The sequence below is a fragment of the Streptosporangium fragile genome (assembly GCF_039534445.1).
GTDB classification, from domain to species: domain Bacteria; phylum Actinomycetota; class Actinomycetes; order Streptosporangiales; family Streptosporangiaceae; genus Streptosporangium; species Streptosporangium fragile.
Genome location: NZ_BAAAVI010000067.1, coordinates 29,757 through 46,559, shown reverse-complemented (window position 1 = coordinate 46,559; position 16,803 = coordinate 29,757). Strand labels below are relative to the sequence as shown.

The 16,803-nt window shown below is 70.1% G+C and carries 13 protein-coding genes; 8 read left to right on the top strand and 5 right to left on the bottom strand.

Annotated features, from left to right (window positions below; all coding sequences use genetic code 11):
• Positions 1-364 precede the first annotated feature (364 nt).
• Complete coding sequence (locus ABD841_RS32385; RefSeq protein ID WP_344979734.1) at positions 365-1,084, bottom strand: hypothetical protein; 720 nt, start codon at positions 1,082-1,084, stop codon at positions 365-367.
• On the opposite strand from ABD841_RS32385, the gene ABD841_RS32380 reads away from it, so the two are divergent.
• The 6 genes from ABD841_RS32380 to ABD841_RS32355 all read left to right on the top strand — a co-directional run bounded on the left by ABD841_RS32380 (position 1,076) and on the right by ABD841_RS32355 (position 9,765).
• Positions 1,076-2,767 carry a GTPase gene (locus tag ABD841_RS32380; protein WP_344979732.1) on the top strand — a complete coding sequence of 564 codons (1,692 nt, stop codon included), beginning with the start codon at positions 1,076-1,078 and terminating at the stop codon, positions 2,765-2,767. The two genes, ABD841_RS32385 and ABD841_RS32380, sit on opposite strands and share 9 nt — an antisense overlap.
• Entirely contained in the window at positions 2,764-4,404 is a 1,641-nt protein-coding gene (locus ABD841_RS32375; protein WP_344979730.1) for a GTP-binding protein, read from the top strand. The genes ABD841_RS32380 and ABD841_RS32375 overlap by 4 nt, the downstream gene beginning before the upstream one ends.
• Before the next feature lie 474 nt (positions 4,405-4,878).
• Positions 4,879-5,700: a single-stranded DNA-binding protein gene (locus tag ABD841_RS32370; protein WP_344979728.1), complete on the top strand. Its 822-nt coding sequence runs from the start codon at positions 4,879-4,881 to the stop codon at positions 5,698-5,700.
• A gap of 676 nt (positions 5,701-6,376) precedes the next feature.
• The gene (locus ABD841_RS32365) at positions 6,377-7,498 is read left to right on the top strand and encodes a GGDEF domain-containing protein (RefSeq protein WP_344979726.1); all 1,122 of its coding nucleotides are present in this window, start codon (positions 6,377-6,379) and stop codon (positions 7,496-7,498) included.
• 26 nt (positions 7,499-7,524) lie between these two features.
• Positions 7,525-9,189 carry an energy-dependent translational throttle protein EttA gene (ettA, locus tag ABD841_RS32360; protein ID WP_344979724.1) on the top strand — a complete coding sequence of 555 codons (1,665 nt, stop codon included), beginning with the start codon at positions 7,525-7,527 and terminating at the stop codon, positions 9,187-9,189.
• A 138-nt stretch (positions 9,190-9,327) separates the two neighbouring features.
• A complete protein-coding gene (locus ABD841_RS32355; protein ID WP_344979722.1) occupies positions 9,328-9,765 on the top strand; it encodes an acyl-CoA thioesterase in 438 nt (145 codons plus the stop codon).
• Between the two features lie 110 nt (positions 9,766-9,875).
• Here the strand turns inward: ABD841_RS32355 and ABD841_RS32350 are convergent, their stop codons facing one another.
• The 4 genes from ABD841_RS32350 to ABD841_RS32335 all read right to left on the bottom strand — a co-directional run bounded on the left by ABD841_RS32350 (position 9,876) and on the right by ABD841_RS32335 (position 13,904).
• Positions 9,876-11,411, bottom strand: a complete 1,536-nt coding sequence (locus ABD841_RS32350) for a glycoside hydrolase family 13 protein (RefSeq protein WP_344979736.1) — start codon at positions 11,409-11,411, stop codon at positions 9,876-9,878.
• A 43-nt stretch (positions 11,412-11,454) separates the two neighbouring features.
• Positions 11,455-11,853 (bottom strand): globin, encoded by a 399-nt coding sequence (locus ABD841_RS32345; RefSeq protein WP_344979720.1) that lies wholly within the window; start codon positions 11,851-11,853, stop codon positions 11,455-11,457.
• 20 nt (positions 11,854-11,873) lie between these two features.
• Positions 11,874-12,743: a mechanosensitive ion channel family protein gene (locus ABD841_RS32340; protein WP_344979718.1), complete on the bottom strand. Its 870-nt coding sequence runs from the start codon at positions 12,741-12,743 to the stop codon at positions 11,874-11,876.
• 984 nt (positions 12,744-13,727) lie between these two features.
• Complete coding sequence (locus tag ABD841_RS32335; RefSeq protein ID WP_344979716.1) at positions 13,728-13,904, bottom strand: hypothetical protein; 177 nt, start codon at positions 13,902-13,904, stop codon at positions 13,728-13,730.
• A gap of 612 nt (positions 13,905-14,516) precedes the next feature.
• Here ABD841_RS32335 and ABD841_RS32330 point away from each other — a divergent pair.
• Both ABD841_RS32330 and ABD841_RS32325 read left to right on the top strand, forming a co-directional pair.
• The gene (locus tag ABD841_RS32330) at positions 14,517-15,917 is read left to right on the top strand and encodes an NsdA family TPR-like regulatory protein (protein ID WP_344979712.1); all 1,401 of its coding nucleotides are present in this window, start codon (positions 14,517-14,519) and stop codon (positions 15,915-15,917) included.
• Positions 15,914-16,408, top strand: coding sequence for a GNAT family N-acetyltransferase (locus tag ABD841_RS32325; RefSeq protein WP_344979710.1), 495 nt, complete (start codon positions 15,914-15,916; stop codon positions 16,406-16,408). Before ABD841_RS32330 ends, ABD841_RS32325 begins: the two co-directional genes overlap by 4 nt.
• Positions 16,409-16,803: the final 395 nt, after the last annotated feature.

Sequence of the window (16,803 nt, the reverse complement as noted above, 5' to 3'; positions counted from 1 at the left end):
CCTGACCGCCCCCAAGCAGCCCGCCCCCAAGCAGCCCGCCCCCAAGCAGCCCGTCCCCAAACCCGGCCCCCCGAGCCCCGTGCGGCCGTCTCCGGCTCCGCGGACCGCGCGGGCGCCGCAGGTACCCCCGGCCCTCGATCCCGACCGCGGGGCGTCCTCGCCCGACCCCGCAGGCGCGGGGGGCGTTCCGCCCGCCGCTCCGCCGCTGCGTGCGAGCAGGGCGGCGCGAACGCCCGAGGCGGGCACCGCCGCGAGGGCGCGAGCGCGCGAAGCGGGCGTCGGCACGGGGACGCGAACGCCCGAAGCGGGCACCGGCGTAGGAAAAGGAGATGAGATCACCCCCGGCGCGGGGGGCGGCCGGACCTTACCCCGGGACACCGAGACCGCGCACCGCCCGCAGGATGACGGTCAGGCCGGCGACGTCCTTCACGACGGTCCCGCCCGGGCGGCCGAGACCGTCCAGACCGACGCCGCAGCCCGCGCCGATGTGGACGTCGCGGGCCGGTCCGGTGTCGGCGACGGCGCCCCGGAGAGCGCCGACCCGCCCCGGAACGCACCCGCCGAGGGTTCGCAGACCGGCGCCGAGACCATCGAGATCTCCAGGGGCGTCGACGACGGCGACGGTCCCCGGGACGCGGGCGAGGCCGGTGCGGCAGGCGGGTTCGCCGGCGTGGTGGCGCCCGCGAAGGCGGATACGGGCGAGGGCGCCGCAGGGAGCGGGGCCGAGGCAGATGAGGACACCCGGAGCGGGACGGTATCGGATACCGCAGACAGGGCGAGCGGCGAAACCGCCGGCGAAGAGAACTCCGGAACCGCCGAAGCCGGGACCGGCGAGGGCCGAGCCGCCACAGCCGGGACGGTTCCCGGCGGTGCCGCCGAGGCCGGGATCGCCGTTGACGAGACTGCCGAGGTCGGGACTGCCGCCGGTGAGGCCGCCGAGGGCGAGGCTGCTGCCGGCGGTGCCGCCGAGGCCGGGATCGCCGTTGACGAGACCGTCGAGGTCGGGACTGCCGCCGGTGAGGCCGCCGAGGGCGAGGCCGGCCGGGACGGGGCTAAGGAGACGCAGGCCGGGCGGGTGCTTCACACGCCGCTGCCCAAGGCCGCCTCGGAGGCGCTGGCCGGCGCGCTCGCCGCCGTGCGCGAAGGCGTCACGGACCTTCGCTTCGGCCTCGACCTCCCCGGTGCGGAGGAGGCCCGGCGGGTTCAGAGCGAGATCCTCGCCCAGCTCGACGACTACGTGGTCCCCCGGGTGCGTACGAGCACCGCCCCGGCGCTCATCGTCATCGCGGGCTCCACCGGCGCGGGCAAGTCGACGCTCATCAACACCCTGGCCAACGCCAAGGTCAGCGCGACCGGGGTGCGCCGCCCGACCACCGGAACGCCGGTCCTGGCCTGCCACCCGGACGACCACGAATGGTTCGCCGAGGGCGATCTGCTCGGCAGCCTCCGGCGGCTCAGCGAGCCCGCCCCCGAGGCGTCCCCCGACGGCCTCGTGCTCATCTCCTCGGACCGCGTTCCCTCCGGTGTGGCCCTGCTCGACACCCCCGACATCGACTCCGTCGTCGAGGAGCATCACGAGATCGCCCACCGCATGCTCGACGCGGCCGATCTGTGGATCTTCGTCACCACCGCCGCCCGGTACGCCGACGCCCCCGCCTGGCGGCTGCTCCGCCTGGCCAAGGAGCGCGGGGCCCGGCTGGCCATCGTGCTCTCCCGGGTGCCTCCGAGGTCTCGCGAGGTGGTCACCAAGCATTTCGTCCGGATGCTCACCGAGTACGGTCTCGGTGAGGTCGACCGGTTCGTGATCAACGAGAGCAAGGTCACCGACGGCATGCTCCCCGATCACGAGGTCGCCGAGTTACGGCGCTGGCTGGCCGAGCTGTCCGTCGACGAACGACGCCGGGAGCTGGCCGTCCGGGCGACCCTCGACGGCGTGCTCAACAGCTTCCGCACCCGCGTCCCCGCCCTCGCCAAACACATGGAGATGCAGGTCGCCTTCAGGAAGGAGCTGCGCGGCGACGTCGACGCCGCCTACGCCCGCGCGCTCGCCGAGATCGAGCGGAGCACCGGGAACGGCTCGCTGCTCCGCGGCGAGGTGCTCGCCCGCTGGCAGGACTTCGCCGGGTCGGGCGATCTCATGCGTACCTTGCACCTGCGCAAACCGGGCCGCCTGGGCGCCAAGGCCGGTCGGCAGACTCCCGAGCGGCTCACCGCCCTGAAGTCCGCGCTGCGGGCCGGGCTGGAGTCGGTTGTCGTCTCGGCCGCGCAGCGGGCCGCCGAGGAGGCCGCCTCGCGCTGGCTGCAGCGTCCGGGCGCCCAGGAGGTCCTGTCGGCGGTGCCGGACCTCGGTCACGCCTCCGACGAGATCGCGCGCAGGACCGGCCGTACCGTCGCCGCCTGGCAGGACCACATCACCGGGCTGATCCGCACCGAGGGGGTGACCAAACGCTCGGTGGCCAGGGTGATCTCCTTCGACGTCGAGTCCCTGTCGCTGATCCTGACCATCGGGTTGCTCGGCGACAGCTCCTCCCCGGCGGAGGGGACCGCGGGCACGCTGCCGCAACGGCTGGTACACGCCCTGCTGGGCGCCGAGTCGCTGCGCAACATCGGGGTCAAGGCCCGTAGTGATCTCCGTGCCCGGATCGGCGTACTTTTCGACGACGAGATCGCGCGCTATGTTCAGGCTCTCGACGACGCAGGCATCCCTGACGAAACCGCCGCCACCCGCCTCTACCAGGCAACGTACAACCTTGAGGTCGCTCGATGAGTGTTGGCACCACCCAGACACGCCAGGGTCTCGGCGGCCGGCTCGCCGCACTCGCCCGGATCGTGGAGCTGGGGCCAGGCAGGGTCGACCCCAAGCTCCTGGCCGAGGCGGGCAGGCTGCTGCTGCACGCCGGTGACAGGCTCAAGCTCTCCTCCGACCACACCGTGGTGGCCCTCGCCGGAGGTACGGGCAGCGGCAAGTCGACGCTGTTCAACTCGATCTCCGGCCTGGAGCTGTCGCCGACGGGAGTACGCCGTCCGACCACGGCACGCACCCACGCCTGCGTCTGGGGCCTGGAGGGCGCGGGTCCGCTCCTCGACTGGCTGCAGGTCCAGTGGCGGCACCGCTTCGCGCGGGCCAGCGCCCTGGACCGGGGCGAGAGCCAGCTGCACGGACTGATCCTGCTCGACCTGCCCGACCACGACTCCATCCGGGCGCTGACCGACACCGAGGCCGACCGGCTCATCCAGGTCGCCGACCTCATCGTGTGGGTGCTCGACCCGCAGAAGTACGCCGACGCGTCCACGCACCGCCGTTACGTGACAGAGCTCGCGGGCCACGAGGCGGTGACGGTCTTCGTGCTCAACCAGGCCGACCGGCTCGAACCGGAGGAACTGGCCGAGTGCGTCGCCGACCTCGACGACCTGCTCCGTCGCGAGGGCGTCGAGGATCCCGTCATCGTCGCCACCTCGGCGACCACCGGCAAGGGCGTCGACGGTCTCAAGGCCATTCTCGCCGAGGCCGTGGTCAACCGCAGGGCCGCCGTCCAGCGGCTGGAGGCGGACCTCGACCGGCTGACCCGCCGGCTGGCGAAGATCGTGCCCGCCGAGGGCACCCCCGCCCCGTCCTCCTCCATCGACGACGCCCGCCGGATCGGCCTGACCGATGCCCTCTGCGACGCGGCCGGCGTACCCGCGATCGGGGAGGCGATGGAGAACGTGTACGCGGCGCGGTCCGTCGAGTGGGTCGGCTGGCCGTACACCCGCTGGGCCGCCAAGCTCCGTCCCGACCCGCTGAAGAGTCTGCGCCTGGGCGACCTGAGGGAGGAGATCCGGGGGATCGGCGGAGGGTCGGTCAGCGCGCAGTCCGCCGAGGTGGACACCGCGATCCAGGCCCTCGCGGACGGCCTGACCTCCGGTATGCACGAGGCCTGGCAGAACGGTATCCGGGACGCCGCGCGGTCCCGTTCGGCCCAGTTGCCCGAGGCGCTCTCCGAGGAGCTGACGGAGGTCGCCCCGCGCCTCGACCGGGTCCCCGGTTGGTGGCGGCTGCTCCTCGTCTGGCAGTACCTGCTGGTCGTGCTCTTCGTGGCGGGCCTCGCCTGGATCGGCACGGCCCTCGCCTACGGCGTGTTCGGTGCGGGAAAGCCGCCGGCGGCCCTCGAACTGTTCGCCGACGCCGCGTCTCTGCCCTGGGTCGGGCTGATGGCGCTGTCGGTTCTCGGGCTCGGCGCGCTCACCGCCACGGCCAGCCGCAACTTCGTCGTGCTCGGCGCGGGCAACGAGAGGGAGAGCCTGGAGCGGGAGATGCGCCGCCGGGTGGCGGGGATCGCCGAGACCATGGTCGTCGAGCCGGTGGAGCGCGAGCTGGCCCGCTACAACGAGTTCTACTCGGCCATGCGGGTCCTTCGCGGCTGACCGGCCCCGCGCCCGCCCGGGCGGGCGCGGGAAACCGGTTCCCCGCCGTACCGGTTTCCCGTGTGTACGGCGTTGTCGGGTGGGGTCCTCTTCCGGCGCGGATCTCCTGCGGTGTGTACGGGCTGTTCTTTCCTGCGTGTACGGGTTGTTCCGCCTGCTGCCCGGGGTCTTGTGTCTGCCGTGTCGGTGGGGTTGTCGTCCGGGGTCGTGCGTTTTCCCTGTTGACGGGTTGTTGTCCGGGATCTTGTGCCTGTCGTGTCGATGCGGTCGTCGTCCGGGGCTTCGCGCTTCCCTGCCGGTGCGGCCACCGCCCACGATCCGGTGCCGCCGCGTCGCGCGCCATGGTTGTCCACAGCCCTGACACATGGCCGGCGGTCATCCACAGAACGCGGTTCTGCGGCCTGTTGCGGAGGCGGGGAAGGCCATCGTGTCTTTCACGCCGCCGGCAGCCCGCCGGCGTTCATGGGAGGCACGATGAACGACATCTACGTCACGCTGACCGGCAACATCGCGGCCCCGCCGCGCCAGCACACCTTCCCGGACGGTTCCCGGGTCACCTCACTCAAGGTCGCCTCGACCAGCCGTTACTTCGACCGTGAGAACCAGCAGTGGCGTAACGGCGAGACGACCTACTTCGGTGTCCGCTGCTTCCGGGGGCTCGCCGACAACGTCGCCCGGTCGGTCCAGCTGGGCCAGCCGATCGTGGTCCAGGGCCGGTTGCGGATCCGCGAGTTCGTCCACGGGGGCGAGCGCCGCTTCATGCCCGAGGTGGAGGCCAACTCGCTCGGCCACGACCTGCGCTGGGGGATCGGCAGCTTCGACAAGCCCCAGCGCGGCGGTGCGGCCCCGCTGCTGGGTGACGACGAGCGCACCGAGCTCGACCGTGAGACGTCCGACTGGGCCATGAGCGGGGGCGCCCCCGTTCCGGAGGGTGCCGGCCCTCTGGCCGTGGTCACCGCCGACCACGGTGACAGGTCGTCCCCGGCTGAGGCGGAGGCGGCCGGGGCGGAGACGTCCGACGTCGAGGCCGTCGGCGCCGCAACGGCCACCGCCCCTCTCGTCGGCGCCGGGACGGCATCCACCGGGACGGCCTCCGGCGCCGCCGAGTCCGCGCCGAGCGGCGCCGGTCACGGTGTGAACGGTGGCGTGCCGGAGCGGGAAGGCACCGTGACCGCCAGGCGGAGGGCCCCGAGGGGAGTGACGGCCAAGCACCCTGCCACGGCGCGGGAGACGGCCGGGGCCGTGTCCGTTCCGGAGGAGACACCCTGGCCTTTCGAAGAGCGTCTGGCGGCCTGAGACATTCTTCGGGAACGGCCGGGCGGCGGGTGCTCAGTGCCTCGTCACGCGGTTTCTCGACCGTGGTGCGTCTCCCGGCGTGACGCCGTACCGGCGGAAGATGCGACACGTAGAGGCTTGGGACGGGAGCAGCGCCTGCGCGGGGCGACTGGATGGGGGACGGCTCGTGACCTCGTGACAGGGCGGGAGTGAGGGGGCATCGGCCGGACGCGGTCGGTGCCTCGCCATGTGAACGCGACGGCGCCGAGATAACCGGCCGATGGTCTTGCCCGTGTCAGATGCCGAGACACCCGTGAGGTGCCGAGACATCTGTTAGGTCCAGGTCACACCCCGCAGCATGGCTGCTCCTTCCCTACACGGCCCGCTCGCAGGCGAGCGGTTTGCAGATCATGGGTCACCTGACGAGCTGACCCACTCCGTCAAAGGTAGCGGTTCCCGTCGCGCAGCGCACACTCCGCAACTATTGTGTTACACATCGTTAGTCGGAGAGGGGGACGACATGGCGGCTTCCAGTCATACTTCGGTCACGTCACGCGATGGCATGACGTCCTTGACCGACCGGTGGCCCTTGCTCGCGCAACGCCGCCCGCTGATTGGCTACCTCTGCGGGATCGTAACGCTGGATCTCGCCGCGATCGTGTTTTTTGCGGTTACCGGTGATTTCCGCTGGTCTGACGTGCTCACGTTCACCGCGTTGATGGCGTGCGGAGCCGTCTGCATCGAGGCGACCCGGAGGCTCGGCATGCCCGCCGGGGTCTCCCGCGACCTGCTCTCCGCGTGGTGGTTGCCGGCCGCGCTGCTCCTGCCCCCGCTGTACGCGCTTCTCGCGCCCATCCCGTTCCAGTTCCTGCTGCAGAAACGGGTACGGGCGACGGTCGTCTACCGGCGGGTCTTCAGCTCGGCCGCGATCGGCCTGGCCGGGGGTGCGGCCTCGCTGCTCTTCCACGCCACCGTCGGCGACGTGAAAGCGCTGAGCGGGGGCGACGGCCTGCCGATCCTGGTGGCCGTCGGCTGCGCCGTGCTGTTCACAGTGATCAACACCGCGCTGATCGCCATCGCCGCGCACACCGCCGACCCCGACAGCCGCTGGCGCGAGGTCCTGTGGGACCGGGAGAGTCTGCTCCTCGACGTCGTCGAGCTCTGCCTGGGCGTCATCGTCTCCATCACCGCCGGGCTCAACCTGGCGTTGCTGTTGCTCGCCCTGCCGCCCGTGGTGTTGCTTCAGCGCAGCCTGCTCCACGCCCAGTTGCAGGCGGCGGCCCGCACCGACCTCAAGACCGGCCTGCTCAACGCGGCGGCCTGGCAGCGCGAGGCCGACACCGAGATCGTCAGGGCGCGCCGCACCGGCGAGACGCTCGCCCTGCTGATCGTCGACATCGACCACTTCAAGCGAGTCAACGACACCTACGGCCACCTGATCGGCGACCAGGTTCTCATCGGGGTGGCCGACACCATCCGCAACCAGCTCCGCGACTACGACGTCGTGGGCCGCTTCGGCGGTGAGGAGTTCGTCGTCCTGCTGCCCAGGGCCGACGTGACCGAGGCTCGCCGGGTCGCCGAGCGGCTGCGCTTCCGGGTGGGCCGGATGGCGGTCCCCGCCGACGACAACATGATCACTGTGACCATCTCGGTCGGGGTGGCGATCATGAGCGTCCACGGCGACGATCTGATCGAGCTGCTCGCCGCGGCCGACCTCGCCCTGTACCGGGCCAAGGAGCTGGGCCGCGACCAGATCTGCCTGCCCGCCCCCGCGGTTCCCCCCGCTCGGCGGCCGGGTTCCGAGGCCGCCCCTAGCTGAAGTCACCAGGCCCTAAACTAGAAGGCATGCCGGAGTACATCTACACACTGCAGCGCGTGCGCAAGGCCCACGGCGACAAGGTCGTCCTCGACGACGTGACGCTGTCGTTCCTGCCGGGCGCCAAGATCGGTGTCCTGGGCCCCAACGGCACTGGAAAGTCGACGCTGCTGAAGATGATGGCGGGCCTGGAGCAGCCGTCCAACGGCGACGCCCGGCTCATGCCCGGCTTCACCGTCGGCCTGCTTCAGCAGGAGCCCCCGCTCAACGAGAGCAAGACCGTTCTCGGCAACGTCGAAGAGGGCGTCGCCGAGACCAAGGCCATGCTCGACCGTTTCAACGAGATCGCCGAGCTGATGGCCACCGACTACAGCGACGAGCTGCTGGAGGAGATGGGCAAGCTTCAGGACGCGCTCGACCACCGCAACGGGTGGGATCTCGACAGCCAGCTGGAGCAGGCGATGGACGCCCTCCGCTGTCCCCCGCCGGACACCGACGTCACCCAGCTCTCCGGTGGTGAGCGCCGCCGGGTCGCGCTCTGCAAGCTGCTCCTGCAGCAGCCCGACCTGCTCCTGCTCGACGAGCCCACCAACCACCTCGACGCCGAGAGCGTCCAGTGGCTGGAGTCCCACCTGGAGAAGTATCCGGGCACCGTCCTGGCCGTCACCCACGACCGTTACTTCCTGGACAACGTGGCGAACTGGATCCTCGAGCTCGACCGCGGCCGCTGCCACCCCTACGAGGGCAACTACTCCACCTACCTGGAGGCCAAGGCGGCGCGGCTCAAGCTGGAGGGCCAGAAGGACGCCAAGCGCAAGAAGCGCCTGGAGGAGGAGCTGGAGTGGGTCCGCTCCAACGCCAGGGCCCGCCAGACCAAGAGCCGGGCGCGTCTGCAGCGCTACGAGGAGATGGCCGCCGAGGCCGACAAGTATCGCAAGCTCGACTTCGAGGAGATCCAGATCCCGCCGGGCCCGCGCCTGGGCACCACGGTGATCCGGGCGGAGAAGCTCACCAAGGGCTTCGGCGACCGGGTCCTGATGGACAACCTCTCCTTCGACCTGCCGCGTAACGGCATCGTCGGCATCATCGGCCCGAACGGCGTCGGCAAGACCACGCTGTTCCGGATGATCACCGGTAGCGAGACGCCCGACAACGGGGAGATCGTCATCGGGGAGACCGTCAAGATCTCCTACGCCGACCAGAGCCGGGGCGGCATCGACCCCAACAAGAACGTCTGGGAAGTCGTCTCCGACGGGCTCGACCACATCAAGGTCGGCCAGGTGGAGATGCCGTCGCGCGCCTACATCGCCGCGTTCGGGTTCAAGGGCCCGGACCAGCAGAAGAAGGCGGGCGTCCTCTCGGGCGGCGAGCGCAACCGGCTCAACCTGGCGCTCACCCTCAAACAGGGTGGCAACGTGCTGCTGCTGGACGAGCCCACCAACGACCTCGACACCGAGACGCTCTCCAGCCTGGAGAACGCCCTGCTCGAGTTCCCGGGCTGCGCGGTCATCACCTCGCACGACCGGTGGTTCCTCGACCGCATCGCCACCCACATCCTCGCCTGGGAGGAAGGCTCGAACTGGTTCTGGTTCGAGGGCAACTTCGCCGACTACGAGAAGAACAAGATCGAGCGCCTGGGTGCCGACGCGGCCCGGCCGCACCGCGTCACCTACCGCAAGCTCACCCGCGACTGACCCCGGTTCACGTGACCGTCCGGCACCGGCTCATGTGTGTGGCCGGCTACCGGCCCGATCACGTCCGCTGAACGCCGTTGACGAGCCCCCGGCGCCCCGCTGTCCAGGCGGGGCCGGGGGCTCGCTACGGTTCTGGGTGTGTTTGGACAGAACGTCGCGGACGGCGTCACCGATGGGCACCGCCACGTGTTCCCCAGGGCCGTCAGGTTCGCCGACATCGACTCGCTGGGTCATGTCAACAACGTGCGGTTCTTCGACTATCTCGAGGACGCGCGGCAGGCGATGTTCCTCGTCGACCCCCACCGCGAGGGAGGCACCCCGTTCAAGGGGCTCGTGGTCGCCCGGCACGAGATCGACTATCGGCGCCCCCTCACCTTCCGCCCCGACCCGGTCCGTGTGGAGTCATGGGTGGCGGAGATCCGGCCGGTCCGCTTCCTTCTCGAGTACGAGATCCGCGATGACGACGAGGTCTTCGTCCGGGCCCGTTCGGTGCTCGTCGCCTATGACGTCGAACGGGCCTCGCCGCGGCGGTTGAACGAGGACGAACTCGCCTACCTGCGCAGGTTCGCCGGATAGCGGCTCCGGGCCACGTGCCGGGCACGCCCGGCCCGGAGCCGTCACCGGCCTGGAGCCGTCACCGGCCTGGAGCCGTCACCGGCCTGGAGCCGTCACCGGCCCGGAAGCTGTCAGACACCGGGGGTGAAGAGCCAGGCGGCGGTGTCCGGCAGGAGCAGGTGGCCTTCCACGGGGGCGCTGCCGAGCAGGACCCGGTCGTGCGGCGGCAACGTGACCGGTTCGGTGCCGCAGTTGATGACGCACGTCAACGGGCCGCGGTTGAAGAAGATCGCGTCCTCGGGGGAGTCCAGCCAGGTGATCTCGTCCGGGAGCGTGCCGCGCAGCTCTCGGCGGGTGCGCAGGGCGTCGCGGTAGAAACCGAGCGTCGAGCCGGGGTCGTTCGACTGGCGCTCGGCGGACAGCGCGCCCCACTCGGCTGGTTGGGGCAGCCAGGGGTGCGCTCCGTCGGGGGAGAAGCCGTACGGCTCAGCCGCGCCGGACCAGGGGAGAGGCACCCGGCAGCCGTCGCGGCCGGGCAGCTCCCCGTCGGAGCGGGCGAAGATGGGGTCCTGGCGGGTGTGCGAGGGGAGGTTCGTCACCTCGGGCAGGCCGAGCTCCTCCCCCTGGTACAGATAGGCCGAGCCCGGCAGGGCGAGCATGGCGAGCAGCGCCGCCCGGGCGCGGGCCAGACCCGTCGTGGAGTTGGTCAGGCCCTCGCCGTACCGGGTGACGTGGCGGACCACGTCGTGGTTGGAGAGCACCCAGGTGGGGGCGGTCACCGCGGCCAGGGTGTCGTCGATGACCTTGCGGAACGCCGGTGCCGACCAGGGAGCCTGCAGCCAGGCGAAATTGAAGCTCTGGTGCAGCTCGTCCGGTCGGACGTAGAGCGCCAGGTCCTCGGCCGAGTCGGTCCAGACCTCGCCGATCGCCATCCGTTCGCCCTCGTAGGAGTCGAGCAGCTTGCGCCACTCCCGGTACACCTCGTGCACCTCGGGCCGGCCCCAGATCGGGGACTCGGCCTTGAACGCCTGGTCCTCCGGCGGGGTGTCGGGCAGGCCCTCGGCCTTGTACAGGCCCATAGCCACGTCGATCCGGAAGCCGTCCACTCCACGGTCCAGCCAGAACCGCAGGATGTCGAGGAACTCGGCGTGCACCTCGGGGTTGCGCCAGTTGAAGTCGGGCTGCTCGGGGGCGAACAGGTGCAGGTACCACTGCCCGTCCGGGGTTTTCGTCCAGGCCGGTCCGCTGAAGGTCGACTGCCAGTTGTTGGGCGGGAGGTCACCGCCGTCGCGGAAGACGTACCGGTCGCGTCCCTCGCCCCGCAGTGCCGCCTGGAACCACTCGTGCGCCGAGGAGCTGTGGTTCGGCACGATGTCCACGATGACGCGGAGCCCGAGCCGGTGCGCCTCCGCGACAAGCTCGTCGAAGTCGGCGAGTGTGCCGAAGAGCGGGTCGACGTCGCGGTAGTCCGCCACGTCGTAGCCGCCGTCGGCCATGGGGGAGCGGTAGAAGGGGGTCAGCCAGATCGCGTCCACGCCGAGTTCGGCGAGGTACGGCAGGCGCTGCCGGATGCCCGGAAGGTCGCCGACGCCGTCTCCGGAGGCGTCGGCGAAGCTGCGGACATAGATCTCGTAGACGACGGCATCACGCCACCAGGGGGTTTCCATGTGCATGGGTTGCCCCTACGCACAGGGGTTTATGCGTGTGCGTTCATTCGTCCGGGGCGTTGACCATGCTGTGCGCCGCGTAGACGAGGTAGTCCCACAGGCGCTGCTCCAGATGGTCGGGGAGCTCCAGCGAGGCCACCGCGTCGTGCATGTGCCTCAGCCAGGCGTCACGCTCGGCCGACCTGATCACGAACGGGTTGTGGCGCATCCGCAGACGCGGGTGGCCGCGCTGCGAGCTGTAGGTGTTGGGGCCGCCCCAGTACTGGATGAGGAACAGGCGCAGTCGCTCCTCGGCGCCGTCGAGGTCGTCTTCCGGATACATCGGACGGAGCAGCGGGTCTGCCGCCACTCCCTCGTAGAAACGGTGGACGAGACGCCTGAAGGTCTCCTCGCCGCCGACGGCGTCGTAGAAGGACCGGGTTTCCTCAGGGATGGCGGACACGTCCTCCAGAGTAGTTGACGTCAGGCAGCGATCGGGATGTCGGCGCGGTCGAGGGCCGCCTTGACCCTGATGCGGATCTCCCGGGCGACCTCGGCCTGCTTGGCCGGGAGGGTCTTGGCGCTGACCCGGAAGATGACGGCGGTCTCGGAGATCTGCTCGAGGCCCCAGACCTGCGGCTCCTCGACGATGACGGCGCGGAAGGCCGGGTCGTCCCACACCTCGCCGACGACCTCCTTGAGTAGGTCGCGGACCGCGGGCACATCCGAGGTGTAGGCCACCGACACGTCGACCGTGGCGCGGGACCAGCCCTGTGACTCGTTGCCGACACGGGTGATGGTGCCGTTGCGGATGTACCAGACCCGGCCGTCGATGTCACGCAGGCGGGTGATGCGCAGGGTGACCGCTTCCACGGTGCCGACCGCGGGACCGGCGTCGATCACGTCGCCCACGCCGTACTGGTCCTCCAGGAGCATGAACATGCCCGCGATGAAGTCCTTGACGAGTTCCTGGGCGCCGAAGCCGATCGCCACGCCCAGGATGCCGACGCTGGTGAGTAGGGGGGCGATGGGGACGGAGAGCCGGTCCAGGACGGTCAGCACGGCGGTGCCCAGGATGATGATCGAGGCGATGGACTTGAGCACCGAACCCATGGTCTCGGCCCGCTGCCTGCGTCGCTCGGCCACGATCATGTCGAGACCCTCGGGGGGTGCCGTGTTGCCGCGCAACCGGCCCGCGAGGGACGTGCGGCCGGACGACGCCCGGCGCACGACGCGTTCGATCAGCCGGTGGGCCACTTTGCGCAGCACCATCGCGATCGTCACGATCAGCGCGATGGCGATCACGCTTGCGATCACAGGTGCCGCCCAGCTCACGGGCACGAGGGTCTGCACGACATCGCAGATTACCCCTCCGCCGTCCCCGCATCCCTTCGTCAAGCCCGCTCCCATGTTGAGAAGGTCCTGCACACCGGGGTCGAGAACCGAGGCCGGGCTGGCGCTGGGGGTAGGGGTCGGGGTGAGAGCAGGGGTGGGGGTAGGGGTGGACAGGAACACGGAGTGGATCCCTCTCGGATCGGATCGTTCGGCAAGCCGGGTAAGTCATGCGACCTACTCATATTGCCTACCGATCCGGCCGCCGTCACATCACGCCGGGGAAGACGGGGACGTCCAAGCCCAGGGCCGCGGGGGGTGGGCTGGGACGCTCCGGTGACGGTCGGCCCGGACAGGACACGCACCCGGAAGCGTGTCCCGTACGTTCCCGGGAGGGATCCCTCCGGTCACCGCCCGGACGGGAGGTCGGGCGGCGTCTTGTGCTGCCATGCAGCGGTTTGTCGTCCTCGCGGGGGCCGGAGCCCATGAGCTCCGCTTCCCACGAGGACACGTCTGTTCCGGTTCTCCGGGAGCGGTGCCCTCCGGCCCGGGGCGGGTCGGAGAGCCGGCTCGCGAGAACCGGTGGGTTCCGGTCGCGGCGCCCGGACAGGCCCGTGCGTGAAGTTCGTCACACGGGTCCCGAGCCGGGCTCCGCCGGCGTCCGGTTCGTGAGTCCGGTCGCGCGCGGTCCGCGGGTCTCGTCGCACCCGATCCGCGAGGCCGGTCGGGTGCCGGGAATCCGGTCCGCCCCGCGTGACCGCCTCGTACGAGGCGCGTACCGCGAGGTCGTACCGGGCTGCGCGGCCCGCGCCGGAGAGCCGGTCCGGCTCGCGAGGCCCGTCCGCGGGGTCCGTCATGGGCCCGCGAGCCGGTGGCACGGCCCGAAGCCGGCGGGGTGCCCCAGCGTCCGAGGACGCTCCGCACCGGGTCACCCCGCCGGCCCCGTCGAGCCGCGGCAGGCGCGTCGCACCGGGCGTGTCGAAGCCGTCCGGTGCGACGATCACCTCACTCCCCCACCGCGGCGAGCACTCGCGCGACCTTGGTCGCGGCACCGGCGGGGTCTTCCACCGTGTGCATCCGTTCACCCCAGGACCACCAGTAGTACATGTCCCGCTGGCTGGGAGTGGCCTGTGCTCGGCAGGTGACGTTCTCCGCCAGGCTGGTCGCGTTCGGGTTGATCACGCGGACGAACGCACGTCCTGACTGGGGTCGTACCACTCGGGCGTGCAACCCGCGGGAGTCAAGCTCTGACACCAGTCGCTCCAGGTGCCGGAAGTCGTCTTCCCCCACCTTTCGTCCCTCCTTGTGGTTTTCGCCGTCTAGCGCCGAATCGTGTTCACTCGGTCACGCATTCGGTGCTGTCCGCCAAAGATGACTCACTCGGGCCGATGGGTCAACGGAGGGAAAACCCAGTTCAGGGTATGCCTTCTGCCAAGTAGGTTGAAAGAAGCAGTCCGGCGGTGGACGATCCTTAGCCGATGGCTTTATTAGCGCGTTCCGAGTGAGCCAAGTGTGGTCCATTATTCTCGGTAGGCGCAGTGCGACAGAGAGATCACACTGGGTCAGCGGGGAGAAGGACCGGTCGGGACAAGTGTGCCAGCCAGCCCAGCTGGTCACGAGAGAGGGGCCGGTATGTCCGGCAGGCAGCACAGGGAAACGGAGTTAGCACGGCAGATCCGGGCCAAGGGCCTGGCCGCCGGAAGGTCCTTGGCGCAGATCGCCGAGGAGATTCACGAGAAATGTAGTTCGCAATTCGGGACTACTCGGATCAAAGGTCACCGTCTCGCGCATGGCGTGGCCCTCGCAGATGTTATCGAACAGATTCGGGCACTGTTCGAACGCGATGGCAAGTCGGCGCCCGGGATCGGTGAGACGCTCCTGTCCGCCTATGAAAGCGGGCTGAAGCGGCCGGGTCCCGAATACCTCCACTACCTGTGCTCCGCCTACCGGGTCGAACCTGCCTCCCTCGGATACGACGGCCCGTGCATCTGCGGCCACGGCCACAAGATGCCCGGGGTGGTCCGAGGCGATCTCCAGGAAGTAAGACCCGACACTTCCCCTGGTCCGCGTGAGCTGCTGATCCACCCGATCGGCGCCGACCCTTCCGCGGACGGGGGCGAGGAGGACGAGAACGTGCTACGCAGGACGCTTCTACAGCTCCTGGCCGGCGGCGCCGTCGCGCTGGACGGGCAGGTGCTCGGATCTGTGGAGAACATTCGCAGGCGGATGGACGACACGCTCGTGGCGGCCACCGTTTCGCCCGCGATGCTCGACCAATGGGAGGAAGCCACCATAGGCTTCGGCCGCCAGTACATGAGTACCCCGCCGCTGCGGTTGCTGTGCGACGTGCTGCTGGAGTTCAGCGCGGTGCGCAAGGCCATGGAGCGGCGCCAGCCCGTCGATCTGCAGGAACGCCTCTGCCGGATGGCGGCCCAGCTCGCGGGCCTGAGCGGCATGATCATGGTGAACCTCGGCGACCACCGGCTCGCCCGGTCCTTCTTCCGGACCGGGCGGACGGCCGCCGACGAGACCGGCGACCGCGCGCTGCGAGCGTGGGTCACGGCCAGGGAAGCCCTGGTCCCGCTCTACTACGGTGACCCGCGCGAGGCCCTCAACCTCGCCAAGAAGAGCCGTGACCTGGCGGGGCAGACGCCCTGTGCCGCCCAGGCCATGGCGCCGGTGGTCGAGGCCCGCGCGCTGGCGATGCTGTCCGGGGCGGGCCGGAAAGAGGTGGTCGACCAGGCCAAGCGGGCGCTGTCCCGGGCCAGGGCCGCGTTCTCGCAGATGACCGCCAGCGAGCAGGACGACGCGGCGTTCGGCTACACCGAGCGCCAGCTCTACTTCCACCAGGGAGACGCCCTGGTCAAGCTCGGGCAGGCGATGGAGGCCGACCTCATCCTGGAGCAGGCGCTGACCAAGTACGGCCCCGGTGACTGGCTCGACCCGACCTTGATCAAGTTTGATCGGGCGAGGTGCAGGCTGCTCGAAGGTGACGTGGACGAGGCGTTGGAGATCGCCCGTCGTACGCTCGCGAGCCTGGGCGAGGGCTGCCGGCCCGACATCCTCATGCAGCGCGCCCACGAGATCGCCCGGGAGGTCGAGGCGAAGGCGCCGGGCCACGCGGGCCTCAAGGTCTACCTGGACGCGCTGCGCAGCTCGCCGGCGGAGGACCCACTGGTCGGGGGTGGCAGTTGAGGCCCAGGCTGCGGCGTTATCGCTGGTCTGACCTCGACTCCGTCTGGGCGCTTCACCAGATCTGCCTGGCTCAGGTCGGTCTCGCGCCGGGGGACGGCGTCTACTACGAGGACGACTTTCCGCGAATCCATGAAATCTACCTCGTCGACCGGGGGGAGTTCCTGGTGGGCGAGATTCCCGGAGGGCGCATCATCTCGATGGGCGGGCTCCGCCGGATCGACGACACGACGGCGGAAATGTGCCGCATGCGCGTCCACCCGGAGTTCCAGCGGCGCGGGTTCGGCGCTCAGATGGCCGTCGCGCTGGAGGCGCGGGCCGTCGAGCTCGGTTACGCGCGGCTCCGGGGCGATACCACCCTCAACCAGCCCGCCGCGATGGAGCTGTACCGGAAGTTCGGGTGGCGGGAGGTCCGCCGGGAAGAACGCGGGGGGTGCGTGGTGATTTACGGTGAAAAAGACCTAATATCCGCTATGTCCACCTTAACGCAGTAGTGGGAATCTGAGAATTATTGATTGCGGAGCATTGATATTCCGGTAATATCCGAATAATTTTTTCCTCGTACCTAATCGCCGTTCCCTGGTGAGTACGATGAAAAAGATCATTGTCCACAAACCCGGTGTCTCCCGGCTCAGTGGTGTCGCCGGCGCCATCCACAAGGGGTGACGACACCTCCCGCCCCCTCCGTGAAGCACGTCGCCCCGACACGCGGCTGCGGCCCCCGGGCTCTCCCGAGATCCGTTCCCTGGCCTTACCTGTGACCCGGCTCCCGTCTCACCCGAGATCGGGAGCCGTCGCGTGCCGGGGGAAGGGGCTCATGCCGGTCCGCGTGGGGTGAAGAACCTCCCTGTTGGAGGGGCTTGCCTCCTCCGAGGTGGCTGTTTTTCCC

What these genes read in the sequence shown, in the direction of transcription:
- ettA (WP_344979724.1), top strand. Translation starts at nt 7,525, where the DNA reads ATGCCGGAGTACATCTACACACTGCAGCGCGTGCGCAAGGCCCACGGC.
- ABD841_RS32375 (WP_344979730.1), top strand. Translation starts at nt 2,764, where the DNA reads ATGAGTGTTGGCACCACCCAGACACGCCAGGGTCTCGGCGGCCGGCTC.
- ABD841_RS32370 (WP_344979728.1), top strand. Translation starts at nt 4,879, where the DNA reads ATGAACGACATCTACGTCACGCTGACCGGCAACATCGCGGCCCCGCCG.
- ABD841_RS32350 (WP_344979736.1), bottom strand. Translation starts at nt 11,411, where the DNA reads ATGGAAACCCCCTGGTGGCGTGATGCCGTCGTCTACGAGATCTATGTC.